General features: G+C 45.8%; 19 protein-coding genes. 13 read left to right on the top strand and 6 right to left on the bottom strand.

Translation table 11 applies throughout. The annotated features are described in order from the left end of the window. Positions 1 to 88: 88 nt before the first annotated feature. Genes cobC through cbiB form a run of 6 tightly spaced genes read right to left on the bottom strand, consistent with a single transcriptional unit; the run spans position 89 to position 4,494 of the window. The gene (gene cobC / locus DWX84_RS10270; protein WP_005855050.1) at positions 89 to 622 is read right to left on the bottom strand and encodes an alpha-ribazole phosphatase; all 534 of its coding nucleotides are present in this window, start codon (positions 620 to 622) and stop codon (positions 89 to 91) included. A gap of 2 nt (positions 623 to 624) precedes the next feature. Further along, the gene (locus DWX84_RS10265; protein WP_121961121.1) at positions 625 to 1,374 is read right to left on the bottom strand and encodes an adenosylcobinamide-GDP ribazoletransferase; all 750 of its coding nucleotides are present in this window, start codon (positions 1,372 to 1,374) and stop codon (positions 625 to 627) included. 1 nt (position 1,375) lies between these two features. After that, on the bottom strand, positions 1,376 to 2,416 hold the full coding sequence (gene cobT / locus DWX84_RS10260) for a nicotinate-nucleotide--dimethylbenzimidazole phosphoribosyltransferase (RefSeq protein ID WP_008774498.1): 1,041 nt from the start codon (positions 2,414 to 2,416) through the stop codon (positions 1,376 to 1,378). A gap of 30 nt (positions 2,417 to 2,446) precedes the next feature. After that, complete coding sequence (locus DWX84_RS10255; protein WP_122297646.1) at positions 2,447 to 2,962, bottom strand: bifunctional adenosylcobinamide kinase/adenosylcobinamide-phosphate guanylyltransferase; 516 nt, start codon at positions 2,960 to 2,962, stop codon at positions 2,447 to 2,449. Then, complete coding sequence (locus tag DWX84_RS10250; RefSeq protein WP_122377505.1) at positions 2,955 to 3,524, bottom strand: S4 domain-containing protein; 570 nt, start codon at positions 3,522 to 3,524, stop codon at positions 2,955 to 2,957. The genes DWX84_RS10255 and DWX84_RS10250 overlap by 8 nt, the downstream gene beginning before the upstream one ends. A gap of 10 nt (positions 3,525 to 3,534) precedes the next feature. Further along, the gene (gene cbiB, locus DWX84_RS10245; protein ID WP_121961123.1) at positions 3,535 to 4,494 is read right to left on the bottom strand and encodes an adenosylcobinamide-phosphate synthase CbiB; all 960 of its coding nucleotides are present in this window, start codon (positions 4,492 to 4,494) and stop codon (positions 3,535 to 3,537) included. Between the two features lie 381 nt (positions 4,495 to 4,875). Here cbiB and DWX84_RS10235 point away from each other — a divergent pair, with 381 nt between their 5' ends. The 13 genes from DWX84_RS10235 to DWX84_RS10175 all read left to right on the top strand — a co-directional run bounded on the left by DWX84_RS10235 (position 4,876) and on the right by DWX84_RS10175 (position 22,798). After that, positions 4,876 to 5,427, top strand: coding sequence for an RNA polymerase sigma-70 factor (locus DWX84_RS10235; protein ID WP_122377504.1), 552 nt, complete (start codon positions 4,876 to 4,878; stop codon positions 5,425 to 5,427). Positions 5,428 to 5,488: 61 nt separating this feature from the next. Beyond that, positions 5,489 to 6,469: a FecR family protein gene (locus DWX84_RS10230; protein WP_012056241.1), complete on the top strand. Its 981-nt coding sequence runs from the start codon at positions 5,489 to 5,491 to the stop codon at positions 6,467 to 6,469. 132 nt (positions 6,470 to 6,601) lie between these two features. Then, positions 6,602 to 9,919, top strand: a complete 3,318-nt coding sequence (locus DWX84_RS10225) for a TonB-dependent receptor (protein ID WP_121961119.1) — start codon at positions 6,602 to 6,604, stop codon at positions 9,917 to 9,919. Positions 9,920 to 9,931: 12 nt separating this feature from the next. Beyond that, on the top strand, positions 9,932 to 11,452 hold the full coding sequence (locus tag DWX84_RS10220; protein ID WP_121961118.1) for a RagB/SusD family nutrient uptake outer membrane protein: 1,521 nt from the start codon (positions 9,932 to 9,934) through the stop codon (positions 11,450 to 11,452). Positions 11,453 to 11,469: 17 nt separating this feature from the next. After that, a complete protein-coding gene (locus DWX84_RS10215) occupies positions 11,470 to 13,014 on the top strand; it encodes an arylsulfatase (protein WP_121961117.1) in 1,545 nt (514 codons plus the stop codon). A gap of 33 nt (positions 13,015 to 13,047) precedes the next feature. Then, the gene (locus DWX84_RS10210; protein WP_121961116.1) at positions 13,048 to 14,817 is read left to right on the top strand and encodes an arylsulfatase; all 1,770 of its coding nucleotides are present in this window, start codon (positions 13,048 to 13,050) and stop codon (positions 14,815 to 14,817) included. Positions 14,818 to 14,918: 101 nt separating this feature from the next. Next, a complete protein-coding gene (rpsF, locus tag DWX84_RS10205; RefSeq protein WP_005865478.1) occupies positions 14,919 to 15,275 on the top strand; it encodes a 30S ribosomal protein S6 in 357 nt (118 codons plus the stop codon). A 2-nt stretch (positions 15,276 to 15,277) separates the two neighbouring features. Further along, positions 15,278 to 15,547, top strand: coding sequence for a 30S ribosomal protein S18 (rpsR, locus tag DWX84_RS10200; protein ID WP_005637107.1), 270 nt, complete (start codon positions 15,278 to 15,280; stop codon positions 15,545 to 15,547). Positions 15,548 to 15,568: 21 nt separating this feature from the next. After that, a complete protein-coding gene (rplI, locus tag DWX84_RS10195; protein WP_009018599.1) occupies positions 15,569 to 16,015 on the top strand; it encodes a 50S ribosomal protein L9 in 447 nt (148 codons plus the stop codon). A gap of 135 nt (positions 16,016 to 16,150) precedes the next feature. After that, positions 16,151 to 17,314, top strand: coding sequence for an N-acetylmuramoyl-L-alanine amidase (locus tag DWX84_RS10190; protein WP_048928349.1), 1,164 nt, complete (start codon positions 16,151 to 16,153; stop codon positions 17,312 to 17,314). Positions 17,315 to 17,351: 37 nt separating this feature from the next. Then, positions 17,352 to 18,236: an MlaD family protein gene (locus DWX84_RS10185; RefSeq protein ID WP_005855082.1), complete on the top strand. Its 885-nt coding sequence runs from the start codon at positions 17,352 to 17,354 to the stop codon at positions 18,234 to 18,236. Between the two features lie 366 nt (positions 18,237 to 18,602). Next, a complete protein-coding gene (dnaA, locus tag DWX84_RS10180) occupies positions 18,603 to 20,000 on the top strand; it encodes a chromosomal replication initiator protein DnaA (protein WP_008774487.1) in 1,398 nt (465 codons plus the stop codon). Between the two features lie 257 nt (positions 20,001 to 20,257). After that, entirely contained in the window at positions 20,258 to 22,798 is a 2,541-nt protein-coding gene (locus DWX84_RS10175; RefSeq protein WP_005855085.1) for an adenosylcobalamin-dependent ribonucleoside-diphosphate reductase, read from the top strand. Positions 22,799 to 22,818 lie beyond the last annotated feature (20 nt).

Below are 22,818 nucleotides of genomic sequence, written 5' to 3'. Positions count from 1 at the left end.
GATTGGCTCCTTTTTTTGGTATATACACCAGCCGTTGTAGAGATGTGGCGTGCCGCATCTTATCCTTTCGAAATGTGCCGGATTTTGGTTAATCCAGCACTAATTTTACGATAGCCCCGTAAGAGGGTACGTTCTTAAAAGCGTCTTGCAAAGGATATTCGCCAGCGTAGACCCGGGCACAAGTCAATACCCCGCCATGCGCGAACAGGCATACCTTTTGCAGCCCGCTTTTGCGAAGCTCATTCAAGAAGTCGCTAACCCGGTCGTATTGATCTTGTAGGGATTCACCGTTTGGAGTCGGGTTATTAACCCAATCCTTAAACCAAGCCTCTGAGCGGGGATCGGAGGATAGCTCATTCCACGATTTCATTTCCCATTCCCCGAAATTCACCTCCTTGATACGGTCTTCTCTCTCCGCCTCCGGAAAGCCGCAATAATTAGCTAAGCGCACGCAGCGGGTAAGGGGACTTGTCCAAACCTTATCGAACGTATGATCGCTCAAGCCTTTTTTTACCTCTTCCGCCTCTTCCTCGAAGGTCGGTTTCAATGGAACATCGGTTTGCCCGTAGGCGTAGCCGGCGGGAACATCGACAGAGGTATGTCTGATTAAATAAATCTCCATAATTATATAGTTTGATAGATGATCACGAAACCCATATAGAAGCTTAACTCACAAAGAAGAAAAGTCGCTCCACAGCAGTCTCCCGTATATCCTTGTATCTTTCTCTTCATGAAAGAGGTGAGGAAGTACCAAGTGATAACCGGGAATATACCCGCTAGTAAGTAAACAGGTTGGGGAAGCCATAATAATGGTAAGAAAGCACAAATGATGCTAAATACATATTCTCGAGAGGTCATTCGGCTATATACGGTCTTGTTCTTGGCTTCCTCCTCTTTCCTCGCGTAAGGCAGGCGATTGATGATCATGCTGGAGACGCCTTTGCAAAAAGGATCTCCAGCCAGTATGGCACATCCCGCTAGCTCGATCGGGAGACTGCTTACTAGTAGGTAGAACAGTCCGAAGTAGAAAATCAGTCCGATTACCCCATAGCTGCCTATATGCGAGTCTTTCATGATCGCCAATATGCGTACCCGGCTCGTGCCGCCGCCGAAACCATCGAAGAAATCCGCCAGCCCGTCCTCATGCAGGCAGCCAGTTATCAGCAATCGGGCAATCATGGCGCATAAGATCGCCACGGATGGCGGAAGAATCAAGGAGGTAGCGTACAAGACCAATACCGACAAACCAGCCGTCAGCCAACCGACCAACGCCCAATGGCTCACGATATTCTTGAAACAGGCCGCCGGAACCTCCGCCAACCGCCAGAACGGGAACCGAGTAAAGAATATAAACGCAGCGAGTATCCGCAACATATCAGAAATATTTAGTGATTGCCGCTTGCTTGAAACTATGCATCTCGTTGATCATGCGAACGGCGGAGTCGAGTATCGGGTAAGCGCATACCGAGCCGGAACCTTCTCCCAGCCGTAGCCCTAGATCGAGCAATGCTTTTGCCCCCAAGAAATCCAGTATCCGTTTATGTCCGGCCTCGTCGCCGCAATGCCCGAATACGCAATACGATTGCATTTCCGGATATAAGCGGGAAGCCACCAATACGCAATTCGTCATGATAAAACCATCCACGAGGATAATCATCTTCAGTTCGGCGGCACGCAACATGCCTCCTACAGCCATAACCATCTCATACCCTCCGAAGTAGCGCATTACATCCAAGGCGCTTCCATCCCCTTTGTAATTCTCCAACGAGCGTTTCAGTACGTTGTATTTATGCCGTACGCCTTCGCTGTCCAGTCCGCTACCGGCCCCCACACAGTCGATCAATGGGATTTGCGTGAGGCAAGTCATCCACATGCTGGAAGCCGCCGTATTCCCGATACCCATCTCTCCGAAACTGATCACGTTACAGCCTTCGTTGTAACAATCCGTCACGATATCGGCTCCGTATTGAAGGGCTTTCTCCATTTCCTCCACGGTCATGGCCGCCTCGTGAAGAAAGTTACGGGTTCCTCCCTTGCGCACCTTGCGGTCGATAAGTTGGGGGATAACGGGGAAATCGAAATCCACGCCGCCATCCACGATCTTCAACTCAAACCCATGCTGGCGGGCAAGGTAGCAAACTCCCGCTCCTCCGTTCAAGAAATTATGGATCACTTGGCGAGTTACCTCCTTGGGAGATTTGCTTACACCCTCGTCGGCGATGCCGTGATCCGATGCATAGATTACGTTCACGGGATGACGCAAGACAGGCGATAAGGTTTGCTGGATCAATCCCACTTGCAGGGCGAGCGCCTCGAGCGTTCCCAATGAGCCTTTCGGCTTTGTCAGATTATCGATCTTGTCTTGTAAAGCGGCCTCCAGCCCTTTGTCCGGGGCCTCGATGTGAAATTGTATCATGATAGTAGTATTTTATATAAGTCGTTGTTCTTATTCCTTGATCTTGACGGGGATTCCGCTGACCATCAAGACAACCTCGTCCGCCTTCGAGGCGATGTATTGGTTGAGCCAGCCTTGCATATCGGTAAATTTCCGTTGCACCTCGTCTATCGGCACACCTCCCATACCCAACTCATTTGTCACGAAGATCAGGCAGGCATCTTGCCGGGAGAGTTTATCGAACTCCGCTTTCAGGAGGGAGAGGGATAATTCCACGTCGCTTTGATTATCGAAGAAGAAGTTCGTCCCCCAAAGGGTTACACAATCGATCACCACGACACGACCGGTAAGATCATGACAACTTAGGTATTTCTCCTCCTCTATATTGGTCCACTCGGGTCCACGGTCTCGCTGGTGGCGTTCCACCCGCTTCCGGAACTCCTCGTCCCAGATTCGGGAGGTAGCTAGGTAAACCGGTTTGGGCGACAGCGATAAGGCGAGCCTCTGTGCGTATCCGCTCTTGCCGGACCGCTGTCCTCCAGTCACTAAGATCACTTTCTTACTCATCGCCTTCGTGATTCCTGTTTTTCCGGTGGGCGGCACGTTTAGCCTTGTTGATCGGATTGTTCTTGCTCGTCTTCCGAAGGGCGGCCGATTTCGGGTTGGCGGCGATCCGCTGCGCCACCGCCGATTTGCTCAGTGCCTTTCCGAACTTGGGGCGTAAGGCATCCCGCAATAACTTCTCCTCGTCGGTAAGCTTGGCGGTCTTGGATTTCCAGCCTCCCTCTTTCTGCGCCTTACGGGCGGCAGCGTATTTATTGAACTTTCCGAACTTCTCCATTTTAGCGCCTTCATGGCCTCCCTTGTTCTCGGGTTTCGCTTTCCGGAGCGTGCCGAGTAATTCTTTTTCTTGCTGCATCTCCTTTTTCTCCTCCTCTTGCAGGCGGATATATTTCTCTACGTTCAAGCGTTCACCGTCCACCAATACGAGATCCTCCGCCGTGACCTTCTGGCCTACGTGCGGTTGCTTGCCGTTTACGGTTACCCGTTCCATCTCGATGAAATTGTCCGCTTCCCGGCGTGAGCAAACACCGGCTTCGCTTATCAGTTTGTTTAATCTAATTTCCATATTATTAATATTATATTATTAGTAAAATAAGGGTGACGATCACACCCATCAACAGTTCCGTATTACTATTCACTTGAATGGCGATACGCATATCCTCGGTCGTGAAAGGCCTCGCGTTCGTTCCGATATAAGGCTTCTCCACCGGTTTGCCGAAATAATCGTGCGTCCCCCCGAACTGGCAGTCCAAGACCGCCGCCAAGGCCGCTTCTGGATAACCGGAATTAGGGCTTGCGTGTTCAGGGCCGAAACGCCGTACGAAATCCCTTTTCCCCCAATTATTGGAGACCAGCAACATCAAATAGGCCGTGAGGCGGGCCGGGATGTAATTGGCGATATCGTCGATTTGCGCCGCTATCCGTCCGAACTCAAGGTAACGTTCATTCTTATAACCGATCATCGAGTCCAGCGTATTCACCATCTTGTAAGCCATCATCCCCGGCAACCCCAGCAGGGCAAACCAAAACATCGGGGCGATCACGCCGTCGCTTAAGTTCTCGGACAAGGTCTCCAACGCCGCCGCCCGTATCTCTTGCGGCGACAGGTTCGAGGTATCCCTCCCCACGATCCGTGCCACTTGCCGCCGTCCTTCTTCCGTGCTACGGTCCACGGCCTCGAACACCGCCTTCACTTCCTTGATAAGCGTCTTTCCGGATAGGCAATAAAATACGCCGACAGCCGTCAGCAACCCACTGAACTGCGGATGTATGATCCAAGCCCACGACAATATCCACTCGCAGATTAAATACACGCCAAGGATAAGCACGACTGCCAGTATGCCGCCTTTTAGGACCCGCTCGGAGCCTTTATTCAACTCTTTCTCTCCGGCGCTGATCGCTTTGCCAAACCATACGATAGGATGGGGCCAACCTTCCGGGTCTCCCAGCAACCGGTCGGATAACCAACCGCCCAAAAAGGGCACGATCTTGAGTAAATTGATAGAATGATGTAACCAATACATATTGAATGTCATTGAAGGAACAAACTTAGACAAAAAAAAGAACATAAGGAAGCGGTAAGCGATTCTTCATCACACATTAGGCGAAAGAAACCTACATTTAAAGGATTTCGAGCGTAGACTTTCATATTCTATCAGCTGTTGTATGATCATCCACCATCCGTTGCATGATCTTCTAACAGTTGGTGGATGATCATACAACGGATGGTAGAAGATGAATAGGTACGGAGAAAACGGCTAAAGGATGCCTTTAGAAGCCTTAAATCTTCGGGAAGGGAGGGCTTGATATACGGGGGATTCCTTTCAATTTTGTATTTATTAACAAGAAAAGCGTTCTTACGGCCGGTTATTATTACTTTATTTGCTCCCACCGTATCGTGAAAGGAGTTAATCGAGATGACAGATGAAAAATCCATTTTAGAACAATTTGCCGCTGGAAATCATACCGCTTTCCGGGAATTGTTCATGCGTTACCATCTGAAAGTCTATTATTTCGTGCTGGGACTCGTGAAGTCCGAGAACGATGCCGAGGACTTGACCCAAGAGATTTTCCTAAAGCTTTGGACGCATCGGAGTCGTTTCACGGAAGTGAGGACGTTCGGTTCCTACCTCTATGTGCTGGCGAAGCATACGGCGTTCAATTATATCGAATCCCGCCGGGTGAATCTCGTGAGCTTGGAGAGTGCTTCGGAGGAAGACGAGGAGCGAAGTACGCCTTATGAGGATTTAGTCGCTAAGGATTTGCGATTGTTGGTGGATATGATTGTAGAGACCATGCCGCCACAGCGGAGGATGATCTACCGGATGAGCCGTAATGAGGGATTGTCGAACACAGAGATTGCCGAGAATTTACAACTCTCAAAAAAGACCGTGGAAAACCACTTGAACCTAGCGCTAAAGGAATTGCGGAACGCGGTATTGACTTTCCTTCTTGTTATGATGTGTTAATAGCTTGGGGGTAAAGCGGGAAAAGGAGGTCCTATAAACAAGATAAAATAGAAAAGCAGGAATGAGTCCTATAAAAAAGATATTAAAATACTTTTTCCATCATTCATTCTCCGGGGAGATGGTGGATCGGGTACATCAGCGATTGGCGGAGCCGGGAGACGAGCGGGAAAAGGAAGAGGCTTTACGGGATATCTGGAATGAGATCGGTTTCCCGGAGGCGGATAAGCGGAGCGAGATGGCTTTCGCCCGGTTGGAGAATACATTGGGCGTGAGGCCCCGCCGCCGTCTGCGTATCCCGGCGTGGGTACGTATCGCCGCTATCTGGCTGATTCCTTTGTTGTCGTTGGGTGTTTCTTATTATCTATACAGGGATGCGCAGGATGTCAAGAAACTGGCTTTTATGGAACAGTTCGTGCCTTCCGGCAAGCGGGAGCGGATCACCTTGCCCGATGGTAGCGAGGTTTGGTTGAATTCCGGTACCTTGCTGCTTTATCCATCTGACTTTATTGGGGATAAGCGGGAGATCTATCTGGTGGGAGAGGGATATTTCAAGGTGCGAAAACGCCCCGAGCAACCTTTCATCGTGCGGACGAAAGCGATGCGGGTACAAGTGCTGGGCACCGAGTTCAATTTATCCGCCTACCCGGACCAAGAGAAAATAACAACGACCTTGGAGGAAGGTTCCTTGAAGATTCTTCCCGATGATCCCTCGGTGGCTCCATGTATATTGAGGCCTAACGAGCAGCTTGTCTACATCCCTTCCCGGGGAAAGATGGACGTGCGGCAGGTGGTGGCCTCGGATTACTCGGATTGGAAAGAGGGAGGCTTGTTGTTTAACAACGACTCTTTCGAGGAAATCTTGAAAACCTTGGAACGTGTCTACAACGTGAAGGTGCATTTGCGTACTTCCGCTTATCATTCCAACCGGCTTACGATCCATTTCAATAAGCATGAGTCGTTGGAGAACATCATGATGTTGGTCAAGGAGATGATACCCGGCTTGGAGTATCAGATCAAAGAGGATGGGATCTATATTGATTGAGTTAAGGAGATATTAGGTTTTTATAATTCGTTAACGTTTTTCCGTTGGGTGCGCTCCTCGTTTCCCTTGTCCTAATAGCGAGTACGTACTACAAAGGAGATATAAATGTTTAACTAAAAAATCTAATATCGCATGAACAGGAATAAATCTATACGTGTCGCTATTCTTTGCCTGAGCCTCGCTATGGCTGGGAGCTTGCCTATCGATGCGCAGAAAGTGACCTTCCATGAAGGTTCGATCTCATTGAAACAGGCGTTTGAGAAACTAGAGTCGAGCTCTGCTTATAAGATAGCTTATAATGATAGCCAATTGGACGTGTCGAGAAAGGTCTCGATGGATCAGAAAGACATGGAAGTATTGCAGGTCTTATCACAGCTGTTAAAGAATACGGGATACACGTATAAAATAAACGGGAATTATGTGATCATCGTGCCGGAAGAGGTCAAGACTGTCAAGGGGAAAAAGCAAGTATCGGGTGTGATTGTCGATACGAACGGCGATCCTGTGATCGGGGCGAACGTGGTGGAGAAAGGAACTACCAACGGTACGATTACCGATCTCGACGGAAAGTTTACGCTAGAGGTAAATGACAACTCTGTCCTTCAAGTTTCCTATATCGGCTATAATACGCAAGAGGTTTCGGCGAACGGAAAGACGAGTTTCTCTATCAAGCTGGGCGAGAATACACAGACATTGGATGAGGTGGTAGTCGTAGGTTATGGAACGATGAAGAAGAGCGACTTGACCGGATCGGTTACCAACGTAAAGGCGGAGAAGCTGTTGAGCAAGCCGGTGGTGAATGTTGGGCAGGCCTTGGCGGGAAAGGCTTCCGGTGTGGAGATCTTTGAGAATGGCGGTACGCCGGACGGGAAAGTACGGGTGCGTATCCGTGGTAATAACTCTATCAACTCATCGAATGAGCCTCTGTATGTGGTAGATGGCGTGATTGGCGTAAGCAATATCAATCTGTTGAATCCTAGTGAGATCGAATCCTTGGAGGTATTGAAGGATGCCTCCGCCACGGCTATCTATGGTGCCCGTGGAGCGAATGGCGTGATCATGATTACGACGAAACGAGGTATCAAGAACGAGAAAGCGCAGATCTCGTACGACGGTTATGTCTCTATCGGTAAGATGGCGAAGAAACTGGACTTGATGAACGCTTCCGAGTGGTGGCAGAATTACAATACCACGATGGATAACGGGCAGAAATATGATCCGGAAGGGTATGCGCAAGGCAAGTACAAGAAAGTGACGCCGGCGGATCTGCCGAATTTGTTCGATGCTAATGGTAACCCATTGTATGATACCGATTGGCAGGATGAGGCTTATCAAACGGCTATCAACCATAATCACCAAGTCAGCATCCGGGGCGGAGCCGATAAGACCTTGTATAGCGTGCATTTGGGATATATGCATAAGGATGCCTTGATGCGTAACGGTTTCCTAGACCGGTATAGCGGTAGGATCAACTTGGATTCCCAGCTTCGGGATTGGTTGAAAATGGGTGCCAATATGTCGTTCAATTATAATAAGGGAAACGATAATTACAAAAGTTATGGAGTAAAGCGTTTGGTACAGGAAGCAATTCCGTTGATTCCCGTAAAATATCCCGATGGCTCTTGGGGAAGCAACCGTGATTTCCCCGGTGCGGTACAGGATACACCTTCCCGGTATCTGGAAGAGATGGTGAACGAGACTTCCAATATCCAGACGATCGCCGACCTATATCTGGATTTCAAGATCACGGACGACTTGAACTTTAAGTCTACTTTCGCCGTAGATGCCAGTAATAGGAAACGTAATTATTATTCGGGTAAGGATCTGATCCAGTTCAGTAAGACGGCGGGAGGTATCGCTACGATAGAGACTTTGAAGGAAATGTATTGGCAGAATGAGAACTACTTTAATTATAATAAGGAGTTTAATAAAAACAATCGCATGAATGTGATGCTTGGATTAAGCTGGCAGCAGCGAGTTGCCGAAAGCGTGGAAGCTACCTCGCAGAATTTCAGCGATGATTTTTACCAATGGCATAATCTGGGAGCGGGAACGGTGACGATTCCGTCGAAATCGGAAGATTACGGTTGGTCTATCAACTCTTATTTCGCGCGTATCAATTATACCTTGAAAGACCGCTATCTATTTACGGCCACAGGCCGTTACGACGGATCGTCCAAATTCGGAAAGAATAATAAATACGCATTCTTCCCCTCTTTCGCCTTTGCGTGGAGAGCCTCGGAGGAAAGCTTCTTGAAAGGTGTCAATTGGCTGAATAATTTAAAGGTACGTACTAGTATCGGCGAGACCGGAAACCAAGAGATCGGCAATTACGCTTTCTACCAGAAGCTAGGCTCGGAGAATACCATTTTTGGTAATGACTATTATACGGCTCTATACCGCAGTACGTTCGGTAACCCGGACTTGAAATGGGAGAAGACCTTGCAATGGGATGCCGGTGTCGATGTGAGTGTATTGAATCAGCGTATCGATCTGTCTTTGGATTATTATTATAAAAAGACGAGCGACTTATTATTGGAGGCCCCGATCCCGGGAACTTCTGGATTGAATACGATCATGCGGAACATCGGCTCCGTGCAGAACCAAGGTTTTGAGTTGACCTTAAATACGCATAATATCCAAACGGATAATTTCAACTGGATGTCTACAGTATTATTTAACGTAAACCGTAATAAGATATTGAACTTAGGCGAGAATGATGAGGATATTTATCCGAAACCCCGCCATGCGCAAGGGGATATGCTGATCCTGCGTGTCGGTGAACCTGTTGGTTCGCTATGGGGATTGCGTCGTCTGGGAACTTGGGGGGAGGACGAGGCCGCTGAAGCGGCTAAATACAACCGCCTTCCGGGAGACGTGAAGTATGAGGACTTGAATGGCGACGGGAAGATCAATAGCGAGGATAATACGATTATCGGCTGTACCTCCCCGGACTGGACCATGACGATCTCTAATACGTTTCTTTATAAGAACTTCGATTTCTCGTTCGATCTCCGCTTCGTGTTCGGGAATGATGTCGTGAATTGCGCTACTCATAATGCTGAAGACCGGTCGGGTGTAGCGAATGGCTTCAAGTCGAATTTGAACGCTTGGACTCCGCAAAACCAGCATACGATGGTCGCCCAGCGTCGTCCGATGAAATCGTATTATGATTCTTTTCCGGATTCACATTGGATGCAGAACGGTTCTTTCGTTCGGGGGCAGAACTTCGTCTTGGGATATACTTTCAGCAAGAGCTTGCTCCAGAAGATAAAGTTACAGGATTTGAGAATCTACGCGAGTGCTCAGAACTTGTTCTGTATCACGAAGTACAAAGGCTATGATCCGGAGGTTACGACCTATGAGGATGCTGCTTTCGGACAAGGTATCGACGACTTCAGCGAGCCTAAGGCACGTACTTTTACTTTTGGTTTAAATGTTAAATTCTAATGCGATTGAGTTATGAAAATAAATAAAATCTATATCGTCTCATTATGTGCGTTATTCTTGTCTTCTTGTAATAATTTCTTGGATGAGCAACCTACCGGTACAATGACTACCGATTCAAAGTTGACAAGTAAGGAGTCCGCTTTGGCCTTGACGAATTCGGCTTATTTGAAGAATACGGTCTTTAATAAGATGACCCCGGGTTGGGGATGTAATACGATCTTATTGCTCGAATATATGACTGGCAAAGCTACTTCCGAGAATTCCCAATCGAATTATAAGGACTTTCAGGATCTACTGGTGAGTGATCGTTCTTTATATATCGAGAACTGGTGGCAAGATTGTTATGCCGGTATCGCGAACTGTAACCTCGCGCTTCAAAAACTCGGGGAGTTCGAGAATCTGGATGCTTCCTTGATTAATGGCTACATGGCCGAGGTGAAGTTTATGAGGGCCTTGTATTATTTCTATTTGGTACGTATCTTTGGCGATGTCCCTAAGATTACGACCGTACAGTCGGAGTTGGGAGAGCTGCAAGTATCTCGTACCCCGGTAAAGGAAATCTATGATGAGATCATTATTCCGGATTTGTTGGAGGCCGAGCAATCGGATCTGACTTTTAGCGATCATACAGGGCGTGTCTCGATGGGAGCGGTGAAAGCGCTTCTTGCGGATGTCTATCTTACGTATGCCGGTTATCCTTTGCAAGGAGGTAAATCTTATTACGCAGAATCAGCTAAACGTTCATTGGAGGTTATAAAATCGAATGAGTATACGCTCTTCACGGATTATGAGAGCCTACGGCTTCCGTCGCAGAATAATAAGGGAGAGTTTATTTATCAAGTTCAGTTCTCCTTGAACAAGCGGCATAACGAGTCAGTACGTATCTTTTTACCTTCTCGTTCCGGCATTTCCGCCTACGATTTGGAATATGGTAGCCTGATCCCTACCAAAGAATTCGTGGAAAGCTTTGAGAAAGGAGATAAGCGTACGGAAGAGAAGCAATATTTCTTTACAAACTACAAGGGGCATCCGAGTAAGTTCTCTCCGGGAGCGGCAGAGTTGGAGTTTATGGATTTGAATGGCTATTATATCTATAAGTTTTTTGATCAAGTGGCTATTGATAATACGGCGAAGTCGGACTTGAACTGGAGTGTATATCGTTACACGGATGTATTATTAATGTATGCGGAAGCGCAAGTGAACGCGGATGGTACTCCGAACCAGCAATCCATCGATATCGTGAACCAAATACGAGGAAGGGCCGGATTAGCACCGTTCAGGCAGACCAATGCGAACGCTTTCTTGAAGGAAGTCTGGAACCAACGTTACTTTGACCTATGTTATGAGAATAAGATGTGGTTTGATATGCTACGCACCCGTAAGATCCGGGATGATAAATCCGGGGAATATGTGGACTTTATCGGCTATAAGACGAATTGGGGTAAGGTGTATACGGAAACCCAGCTATTGTTCCCGATTCCATTAAGCGAACGGCAGGCGAATCCGAACCTGACTCAGAATCAAGGTTATTAACGAATAGAAAATAATATATGAAGATCAAGTTGTCTTTATTAGCCACCGGTTTACTATATGTGCCGGTGGTGTTCGCCCAAAAGCACCCCAATGTCGTGATCATTCTGGCGGATGATATGGGCTACGGGGATGTTGGATGCAATAATCCATATGCTAGGGTACGTACGCCGGCCATCGATCAATTGGCCCGGAACGGTATCCGTTTTACGGATGCCCATTCTGCGGGTGCGTTGAGTGGGCCTTCACGCTACGGTTTAGTGACAGGACGTTATTTTTTCCGTACGCCGAAGAAGTCCGAGTATTGGGGGTACTTGTCTCCATATATCGAACCGGAGCGTTTGACGATCGGTTCCTTGATGCGTAATGCCGGCTATACGACCGCTTGTGTCGGGAAATGGCATCTAGGGCTCGACTGGCAGTTGAAAGATGACTCGAAACCACAGATTCTTACCCCTAAGAAATTTGGTTATACGAATACGGATTTCTCCGCCCCTGTAAAAAGAGGCCCTACGGAATTAGGGTTTGACTATTCTTTCATCCTTCCGGCTTCCTTGGATATGCCGCCTTATGCGTTCGTGCGTAATGACCGTGTCGTGGACCCGGATGTCATCTTGACGGCGGACGCTTATCCGAAGAAACAGGATGAGACGGTTTACGCTTGGGATCGTAAACATACGAACGAGAATGATATTTATTGGGAACGGGGCGTTTGGTGGCGTAACGGAGAGATGTCGCGCTCCTTTAAGTTTGAGGAATGTTTCCCGACAATCGTAGATGAGGGTATCGCTTTTATCGATCGGGAAGGACGAAAGGACAAGCCATTCTTTTTATATATGCCGTTAACCGGTCCGCACACCCCATGGCTGCCCACCGTTCAGTTTAAGGGATCTACCGAGTTAGGTACCTATGGCGATTTTATGGGCGATATCGATAATGTCGTGGCTCGGGTGAATGCCAAACTAAAGGAATTAGGTCTGGAGAAGAATACGATTGTCATTTTCGCCAGTGATAACGGAGGCGCATGGGAAGAGGAGGATATCCAGCAATACGGGCATCAAAGTAACTGGAGCCGCCGTGGGCAGAAAGGTGATGCGTGGGACGGCGGTCATCATGTTCCGCTGATTGTTCATTGGCCGGATCATATCAAGTACCCCGGGGTTTGTTCCCAAACGGTTGGCTTGGTAGATATATTGGCTACATTGGCGGATTTAACCGGTCAATCCCTTCCTAAAGGACAGGCAGAGGATAGCTTTAGCTTTAAGAAAGTATTGGATGGTGATATGAATGCCTCGACGAGAGACCAGATCATGTACTTGTCCGGCTCCGGCAAATTAGCGATCAAGAAGGGAGATTGGAAATATATCGATTGTCTGGGCTCCGGTGGTTTTACGGCTCCCGCCCGTTTATCCCCGGTGAAGAATGGACCGAAAGGCCAACTTTATAATATGCGGACCGATTCTTTGGAGAGTAATAATCTCTTCTTGCGTGAGAAAGGCATTGCGAATGAGCTTTCTGCGTTGTTGAAGAAATTGTTGGATCAAGGATATAGCCGTCCGCAATAAAGGTAATCTTGATTAGGCAAAAAGTTGAATCGAATGACAAAGTTAGGCGTATTGTTTAGTGTTTTGGGAGTGGGGGCCGGTTGTATTCCGGCCTTCGCTCAAAAACAGCTCCCCAATATCATCGTAATGTTATCGGATGACCAAGGTTGGGGCGATTTGGGCTTCACGGGGAATACCTTCGTGCAAACTCCTAATATAGATCGTATCGCTCATGAGGGAACGATCTTGGAGAATTTTTATGTCTGTCCGGTGTCATCCCCGACGAGGGCGGAGTTCTTGACCGGACGCTATCATGTACGGAGTGGCGTTAATTCTACGACCGGGGGAGGCGAGCGCTTTAATCTAGGAGAGAAAACGATCGCAGAATATTTCCGGGAGGCCGGATACGCTACCTCTCTATTTGGAAAATGGCATAGTGGTACGCAATATCCCTACCATCCGAACGCAAGGGGCTTCGAGGAGTTCTATGGTTTTTGTTCCGGGCATTGGGGGAATTATTGGAACCCGGTGTTGGAGCATAACGGAGAGATTATTTCGGGCGAGGGCTTTATCATAGATGATCTGACCGATAAAGCCTTGGATTATATACGTGATCATAAAGAACATCCATTCTTTATGTTCTTGTCTTATAACACACCTCATAGTCCGATGCAAGTCCCGGATAGTTGGTGGAACCGTGTAAAAGATCGTACCTTGTCGCAGCGAGCTACTTTCCCGGAGCAAGAAGATACTACGTTTACGAAAGCGGCTTTGGCCTTGGCCGAGAATTTAGATTGGAATATCGGACGTGTATTGTCTTTGTTACATTCATTGGATTTGGAACAAGAGACGATTGTTATTTATTTCTCGGATAACGGCCCGAATAGTTTCCGGTGGAATGGTGGAATGAAAGGGCGAAAAGGCTCTACGGATGAAGGGGGTGTTCGTTCGCCGTTTTGTATCCGTTGGCCGGGACACATAAGGAAAGGGGCCGTGGAAACCCAGTTGTCTGGGGCTATAGACTTAATCCCTACTTTATTAGGTTTGGCGGGAATAGAATATACCCCGTTAAGGAAACTGGACGGAATCGATTGGGGACAGCGATTGCTGGATGAGAAAGCTCCTGCTATAGATCGGGTTTTATATAGTTATTGGGGAGGTAAGACGAGTGTGCGTATCTCATATTATCTATTGGATGCGGAAGATCATTTATATAAAACGGATATAGATCGTGCGCAACGGAAGGATGTATCGGATAAAGAACCCGAGATATATGAGCGGATGAAGCGTTATTCGAATTGGTTTAAGGATGAGTTACTGGCGGATTTCCCGAAGAAGGATACCCGTCCGTTTATAATCGGTCATCCGCAGGAAACCTATTCAAAGCTACCGGCCCGGGATGCGAGGATATCTGGCCCGATCGAACGCTCCAACCGTTATCCGAATTGTTCTTATTTTACGAATTGGAAAAGCCCGGAAGCGGAGATAAGCTGGAATGTGGAGGTTGAGGAATCCGGCTTGTTCGAGGCTTTTATCTATTATACTTGCGATAAACGAAATATAGGCTCTACTTTTGAACTTCGTACGGACCGGGATGCCGAGAATCTTGTATTTACATTGGATCAAGTAAATGACCAACCCATGCTCGGTGCGGATTTGGATAGGGTTCTCCGGGAGGAGTCTTATGTGAAAGGATTTGCTCCTTGCTCTGTCGGTACGATTCCTCTATCGAAAGGTACGGCCACTTTATCCTTGCAAGCGAAAACGATCCGGAATGAGGAGGCCATGAATTTTTGGATGTTGGTGCTAAAACGAGTGAAATGAGTCTGAGATTGAAAAAAGTTGTATAACTATTTGCCAGTTATCAAATAATCACTACCTTTGCACCGCAAAAATTTTTATTAATCAATATTAAACAGCGTTTTATGAACAATTACGAAACCGTTTTCATTTTGACTCCCGTTTTGTCTGACGCTCAGATGAAGGAAGCGGTAGAGAAATTCACGAACCTTCTGAAAGCTCAAGGAGCTGAGATCGTGAATGAAGAGAACTGGGGCTTGCGCAAGTTAGCTTATCCTATCGACAAGAAGACAACAGGCTTCTACCAGTTGGTTGAATTCAAGGCAGATCCTAGTGTTATCGCTACGTTGGAGTTGAACTTCCGTCGTGACGAGCGTGTGATCCGCTTCTTGACTTTCCGTCAAGACAAGTATGCCGCAGAATATGCAGCTAAGAGAAGAAATCTGAAATCATCTAAAGAAACAGTAAAGGAGAATAATTAATTATGGCAGCAACTCAATCAGAAATCAGATATTTAACTCCGCCTTCAGTAGACGTTAAGAAGAAAAAATATTGCCGTTTCAAAAAGAACGGTATCAAGTATATCGATTATAAGGATCCTGAATTCTTGAAGAAATTCTTGAACGAGCAAGGTAAGATCCTTCCGCGTCGTATCACTGGTACTTCCTTGAAGTTCCAACGTCGTGTAGCTCAGGCTGTAAAGCGTGCTCGTCACTTGGCTTTGCTTCCTTACGTGACCGATTTGATGAAATAATTAATTAAGAGGAGACAGAATATGCAAGTTATTTTGAAAGAAGATGTAGTGAATTTAGGCTACAAAGACGATATCGTAACAGTAAAAGACGGTTACGGACGTAACTTTCTAATCCCCACGGGTAAGGCAGTGATCGCTTCAGAGTCTGCTAAGAAAGTATTGGCTGAGAACTTGAAGCAACGTGCCCACAAATTGGCTAAGATCAAGGAAGATGCTCAGGCTTTGGCCGCTAAGTTAGAGGGTGTAGCTTTGACGATTGGCGCTAAGACTAGCTCTACAGGTACGATCTTCGGTTCTGTAACGAATATCCAAGTTGCTGAGGCTTTGGCTAAGGCTGGTTTCGAGAATATCGATCGTAAGATTATCTATATCAAGGAGTCTGTTAAGGAAGTAGGTAGCTATAAGGCTGTTTTGAAACTTCACAAAGAGGTTTCCGTTGAGGTTCCTTTCGAGGTTGTTTCTGAATAATAGATACTTTAATATATCATAAAAGAGGGTAGTTTCGAAACTGCCCTCTTTTTTTGTTTTAATTATAAAAAAAGACATCTGTCAATCAGCAAAAAAGCGCTACATTTGTTCCCGAATTTGCAATAATTTTAGAAAGTGAGCAAAAAGTCTTTTCTATATATTAACTTGCTATTTGCGTTGTTTTTTTTCTTGCCCGGACTTCAGGCGAGAGAGAAGACTTTTACGGTCGTGATCGATGCTGGGCATGGCGGGAAGGATCCGGGCGCTAGAGGGGCGAATATTAATGAGAAGGAGATAAATCTCGCTGTCGCCTTAAAATTGGGTCGATTGATAGAGAATAATGCGGAGGATGTGCGTGTGATCTATACTCGTAAGACGGATCGTTTTATCGAGTTGGACGAACGTGCGAATATAGCGAACCGGAATAAGGCGGATCTTTTCGTGTCTATCCATACGAATGCCGTAAAGCGTGGAAGTACCGTGCAAGGTACGGAGACGTATACGCTGGGTTTGGCCCGTAGCGAAGAGAACTTAGAGGTGGCTATGAGCGAGAACTCAGCGATCTTGTTGGAGGATAATTATCAACAACGGTATGAGGGATTTGACCCGAACTCTTCGGAGTCATATATCATTTTCGAGTTTATGCAGAATAAGCATATGGAGCAAAGTATTAGTCTGGCTTCCGAGATACAGAAATCGTTCGGGGCTTGTAAGCGGGTAGACCGTGGCGTAAGACAGGCTGGTTTTTTGGTGCTTCGCAAAACGAGCATGCCCAGTGTTCTGGTCGAGTTGGGGTATATCTCGAATCGTCAAGAAGAGCAGTTCATGAGAACCGCCGCCGGACAAAATAAATTGGCGGAAGCGTTGTACGATGCTTTTTGCAAATATAAGAAGAATTACGATCGTCGTAAAGGAAATATTTCCGGAGTTGTCGCTGCTCCCGTAGCGAATGAGGAAACTCCGCCTCCGGGGAGCGAGGCTGATATCTTAAATAAAAAACAGCAAGCCACAAGACAGAAAACCTCAGTTTCTTCTACCACTTCCGTGAACAGGAACACGAAAGGAAAGGTTATATATAAGATACAATTCTTGACTTCCAATAAGAAGCTTCCTGCGAACTCCCGGTTATTTAAGGGGTACAAGAACGTGGATTTCTATGTGGAGAAAGGTATCTATAAATACACGTATGGCGAGACTTCGGATTTTAACTCGATCCGGAAGATGCGCCGAACGATCGCTAAGGATTTTAAAGATGCCTTCATCATCGCTTTTAAGGATGGGAAGAAGGTGAAATATTAATGATATAGGAATAAATTATACATTATAAATAAAGGAAATGAAAAGTGTATTCACTAAAGAGGCGAAGATCGGACTTGTGACGATCGTAAGTCTGGCGTTATTGTATTTAGGCATTAATTATCTGAAGGGTATTAACCTGTTTCAACCGGTGAACCATTACTACGTATCATTCAGCAACGTAAAGGGGGTGACGATTTCCAGCCCTGTATTTGTGGATGGTTTTAAGGTGGGATTGGTTCGTGATATTATTTATGACTATGATACGACCGGTAAGATCATCGTTGAGGTTAGTTTGGAAGATAAGATGAGGCTGAATAAGGGAAGTTATATAGCGGTTGTCAATACTTTCTTAAGCGGAGCTGAGTTGCATATCCATTTGAACACTTACGTGGATGACTTTTTGAAGCCGGGTTCTACGCTCGAGGGACGAATGGAAGAGGATATGATGCAATCCGTACAGGAGAAGATCTTGCCAAGTGTTGAGAACCTTTTGCCGAAGATCGACACGATTTTGGGTAGCTTGCAAACCTTGATCGCTCATCCGGCCTTGGCTCAATCCTTGAATCATATCGAAAAAACGACTAGCAACCTAGAGGTGTCTACCCGTCAGTTGAATCAGATGTTGAGTAAGGATGTACCGGGTATCGTGAATAACTTGAAGACGATGACGGATAATTTCTCGGAGGTGAGCGCCAACTTGAAAGAATTGGATTTGGCTACAACGGTCAATTCCATCAATGCGACCTTGGCGAACTTGAAGTTGACTACGGATAAATTGAACTCGACGGATAATAGCATCGGCTTATTGTTGAACGACAAAGGATTGTATGATAATCTGAACAGCACGATGGACAACGCCTCCAAGCTATTGCTAGATTTGAGGGAGAATCCGAAAAGATACGTCCATTTCTCTGTTTTTTGATTATGTTAAAAAATCATAGTATAAAAGACGTTATTTAGAATCATTCTAATTAGACAAAAAGTTAGGGGACTCCTGCTGATTATACGCATAAGGCCTTTAGGTAAAGTGAGATAGATACTTCCTGAGGCCTTATTCCGTCACCGGACGTCAGCGTTTACGCTTTTGTAGAGGTCTCTAAAATAAAGGGTTTTTGAACGTTGGTCGATCTAAATAGCAGTAAATCAGATAGGTATTAGTAACTATCTGAATCTAAAAGGGATATTGAAAATTCATATTTACCAAACAAAATAGCACTTTTTTTTTCGGAATTAATTTCTAAACTTTGTAGTCCGAATGTAAAAAGTATTAGTGGGAGAGAAAGAAAACATGCAGACTGATTATCAAACATTGTGGAATAAGTGCCTTGCGGTCATAAAGGATATTGTGCCTAAGGCAGCTTTTGACACATGGTTCGTACCTATCGTTCCGTTATCATACGAAGACAAGAAGTTTACCATACAGGTGCCTAGTCAATTCTTCTATGAGTATCTGGAAGAGAAGTATGTTAATGTTTTGAAAGTTACATTGTATCGTGTAATCGGTCAAGGAACCATTCTTAACTACCGTATCATGGTGGATAAGACCACTGGTGGTACGGTTGATTATCCGGCGGAGAATGCTTCCACCGCTGTAAAGAAAGTCACTCCCAAGGACGCTAACAAAGCTCCGAATCCTTTTATGACGACTGCTCCGCAGGATTTGGACCCTCAGTTGAACCCGAAGTATAATTTTGATAATTATTTCGAGGGTACGAGCAATAAGCTGGTTCGTACGGCGGGTGAGGCTGTTGCCCAGAATCCGGGAAAGACTACGTTTAACCCGTTGTTTATTTTTGGTCCGTCAGGAGTGGGTAAAACTCACTTATGCCATGCGATCGGAACCCGTATCCGGGAGTTGCATCCGGAAAAGAAAGTGTTATATGTATCTTCGCATTTGTTCCGGGTACAGTTTACAGATGCTATCCGTAAGAATACGACTAATGACTTCTTGAATTTTTATCAAAATATCGATGTGCTGCTGTTAGATGATATACAGGAGTTGATCGGTATGGATAAGACTCAAAATACATTCTTCCATATTTTCAACCACCTGCACCAGTTAGGTAAGCAGCTTATCTTGACTTCTGATAAACCTCCTGTGGATTTGCAAGGGATGGAAGAGCGCTTGATCACCCGTTTAAAATGGGGATTGACGGCTGAGTTGAGCCGTCCGGATCTGGATCTACGTAAAAAGATACTGAAGAATAAGATCAACCATGACGGAATCATGATTCCGGATGAGGTCTTTAACTTTATCGCTAATAATGTGACGGAGAATGTCCGTGACTTAGAAGGTATTCTCGTCTCTTTAATGGCTAATGCGGTTATCAATAATCGTGAGATCGATCTGCCGTTGACGAAACGTGTGGTTAGCCAAGCGGTTCGGTTGGAGAAGAAACAGATCTCCGTACAGATGATTCAGGAGATCGTTTGCAAGTATTTCAACTTGGAGCAATCGGTTATCCAGACTAATTCCCGTAAACGTGAGATCGTGCAAGCCCGTCAGATCACGATGTATTTGGCGAAGAAATATACGGACTCCTCTTTTTCCCATATTGGAAAGATTGTAGGAAAGAAAGACCATGCGACGGTCTTGCATGCTTGTAAGACGATCAAAGACCAGATTGAGACTAGTAAGTCTTTCCGGTCTTCCGTAGAGGAAATCGAGGTCTTGCTCAAGAACTAAATTAAGAATCCCTATATAGTAGGATAAGGACGTCTCTCTAAAGAGACGTCCTTCTTTGTTTTGGGAAATCCGTGTAAGTGTTAAGTTTTCTTTTTGGAAAACTATTTGATGCTTGGTTTTGTTTAAGTAGTTGAAAATGTGGGGTTGCGAGTTTGGTTTTGGAAAACTTTTCAATAAGTATTCTTTTTAACGTAGGGTAATTTGGATAACTGGTAAAGTATGCGTAAACTTGCAGTCGCAAAATAAATATAATAATTGTGGATCGTAAAACTTACACTTTTGACGAAGCGTTTAAGGCTTCATTGGATTACTTTACCGGTGACGAGCTCGCCGCTAAAGTATGGGTAAATAAATATGCCTTGAAGGATGCGTTTGGAAATATCTATGAGGAATCTCCGAATGATATGCATCATCGCTTGGCAAGTGAGATTGCCCGTGTGGAAAAAAAGTATCCGAATCCGTTGTCGGAACAAGAACTTTTCGACCTGTTTGATCATTTCCGCTACATCGTTCCGCAAGGAAGTCCGATGACGGGAATTGGCAATGATTATCAAATTGCCTCACTCTCTAATTGTTTTGTTATCGGATTAGACGGGCAAGCGGATTCGTATGGTGCGATTATTCGTATTGACGAAGAACAGGTACAATTAATGAAGCGCCGTGGTGGTGTAGGCCATGATCTTTCGCATATCCGCCCGAAAGGTTCTCCGGTTAAGAATTCCGCGTTGACTTCTACCGGGTTGGTTCCGTTTATGGAACGTTATTCGAATTCCACCCGTGAGGTGGCCCAAGATGGCCGTCGTGGAGCTTTGATGCTGAGCGTTTCTATTAAACATCCGGACTCGGAGGCGTTTATCGACGCTAAGATGACGGAAGGTAAGGTTACAGGTGCAAATGTATCTGTGAAGATTGATGATGATTTCATGAATGCCGCGGTTAATGGCGGTACCTATAAGCAACAATATCCAATTGATTCGGATTCTCCCGTTTATGTGAAGGATATCGATGCTTCTGGCTTATGGAAAAAAATTATTCATAACGCTTGGAAATCCGCTGAACCGGGTGTGTTATTCTGGGACACGATCTTACGTGAGTCTGTACCAGACTGCTATGCGGATCTGGGGTTCCGTACGGTTTCCACGAATCCTTGTGGCGAGATACCTCTTTGTCCGTATGATAGTTGCCGTTTGTTAGCAATCAATTTATATTCATATGTGGTAAATCCGTTCACTCCGGACGCTTATTTCGATTATGATTTGTTCAAGAAGCATGTAGGTTTGGCCCAGCGGATTATGGATGATATTATTGATTTGGAGTCGGAGAAGATCGAGATGATCTTGGCTAAGATCGACTCGGATCCGGAATCCATGGAGGTAAGACAAACAGAGCGTCATTTGTGGGAAAAGATCCAACGAAAGACTTTGCAAGGACGTCGTACAGGTGTGGGCATCACGGCGGAAGGCGATATGATTGCCGCTTTAGGTTTGCGTTATGGAACAGAAGAAGCAACCGATTGTGCGGAACTTATACAAAAGACATTAGCTTTGGCCGCATATCGTTCATCCGTAATGTTGGCGAAAGAACGTGGTGCCTTTGAGATATTCGATGCGAAGCGTGAGGAAAAAAATCCGTTCATCAACCGTTTGCGTGAGGCTGATCCTGCTTTATATGAGGATATGTTGAAATACGGCCGTCGTAATATCGCTTGCTTAACAATCGCTCCGACAGGAACGACTAGCTTGATGACACAGACCACTTCCGGTATAGAGCCGGTATTCTTGCCGGTATATAAGCGCCGCCGCAAAGTAAACCCGAACGATTCCGAGGCTCGTGTGGATTTCGTGGATGAGACAGGCGACGCTTTCGAGGAGTATATCGTATTCCATCATAAGTTTGTAACGTGGATGCAAGCGAATGGTTATTCGGCAAGTAAGAAATATACACAAGAAGAAGTGGAGGAGCTAGTTGCTAAGTCTCCTTATTATAAAGCGACTTCCAATGATGTCGATTGGTTACAAAAAGTCCGTATGCAAGGACGCATTCAGAAATGGGTGGACCATTCTATCAGCGTAACGATCAATTTGCCGAACGATGTAAGTGAGGAGTTGGTAGACTCTTTGTATGTTGAGGCATGGAGATGCGGATGTAAAGGATGTACTGTTTATCGAGATGGTTCTCGTTCCGGTGTCTTGATTGCGACAGATAAAAAGAAGAAAAAAGAGGATTGTAACTGCATGCAACCACCGGTTATCGTATCTACCCGTCCTCGTGAATTGGATGCGGATGTGGTAAAATTTCAGAATAACCGTGAGAAATGGATCGCTTTCGTCGGCTTGTTGAATGGCCGTCCGTATGAGATCTTTACCGGTTTGGCCGATGATGACGAGGGTATCATGTTACCTAAAAACGTTTCTAAAGGTACGATCATCAAGAGCTATGATGAGGATGGTAATAAGCATTACGACTTCCAGTTCAAGAATAAACGCGGTTATAAAATGACAATCGAAGGTTTGGATGGCAAGTTTAATCCGGAATATTGGAACTACGCTAAATTGATCTCCGGTGTGCTCCGTTACGGAATGCCTATTGATCAGGTTATAAAACTGGTACAGGGTATGGAGTTGAATAGCGAGTCTATCAATACTTGGAAGAATGGCGTGGAACGGGCCTTGAAGAAATATTTACCGAACGGCATGGAAGCGAAAGGGCAGAAATGTCCGAACTGTGGGTTGGAGACCTTAATTTATCAAGAAGGTTGTTTGATCTGCACGAATTGCGGAGCCTCTAAATGCGGTTAAATAATTGACTAAATCTATAT

The organism is Parabacteroides sp. AF21-43 (assembly GCF_003635435.1).
Lineage (GTDB): Bacteria > Bacteroidota > Bacteroidia > Bacteroidales > Tannerellaceae > Parabacteroides > Parabacteroides distasonis.
The sequence above is the reverse complement of the archived record's forward strand: the minus strand, read 5'-3'. Positions and strand labels throughout refer to the sequence as shown.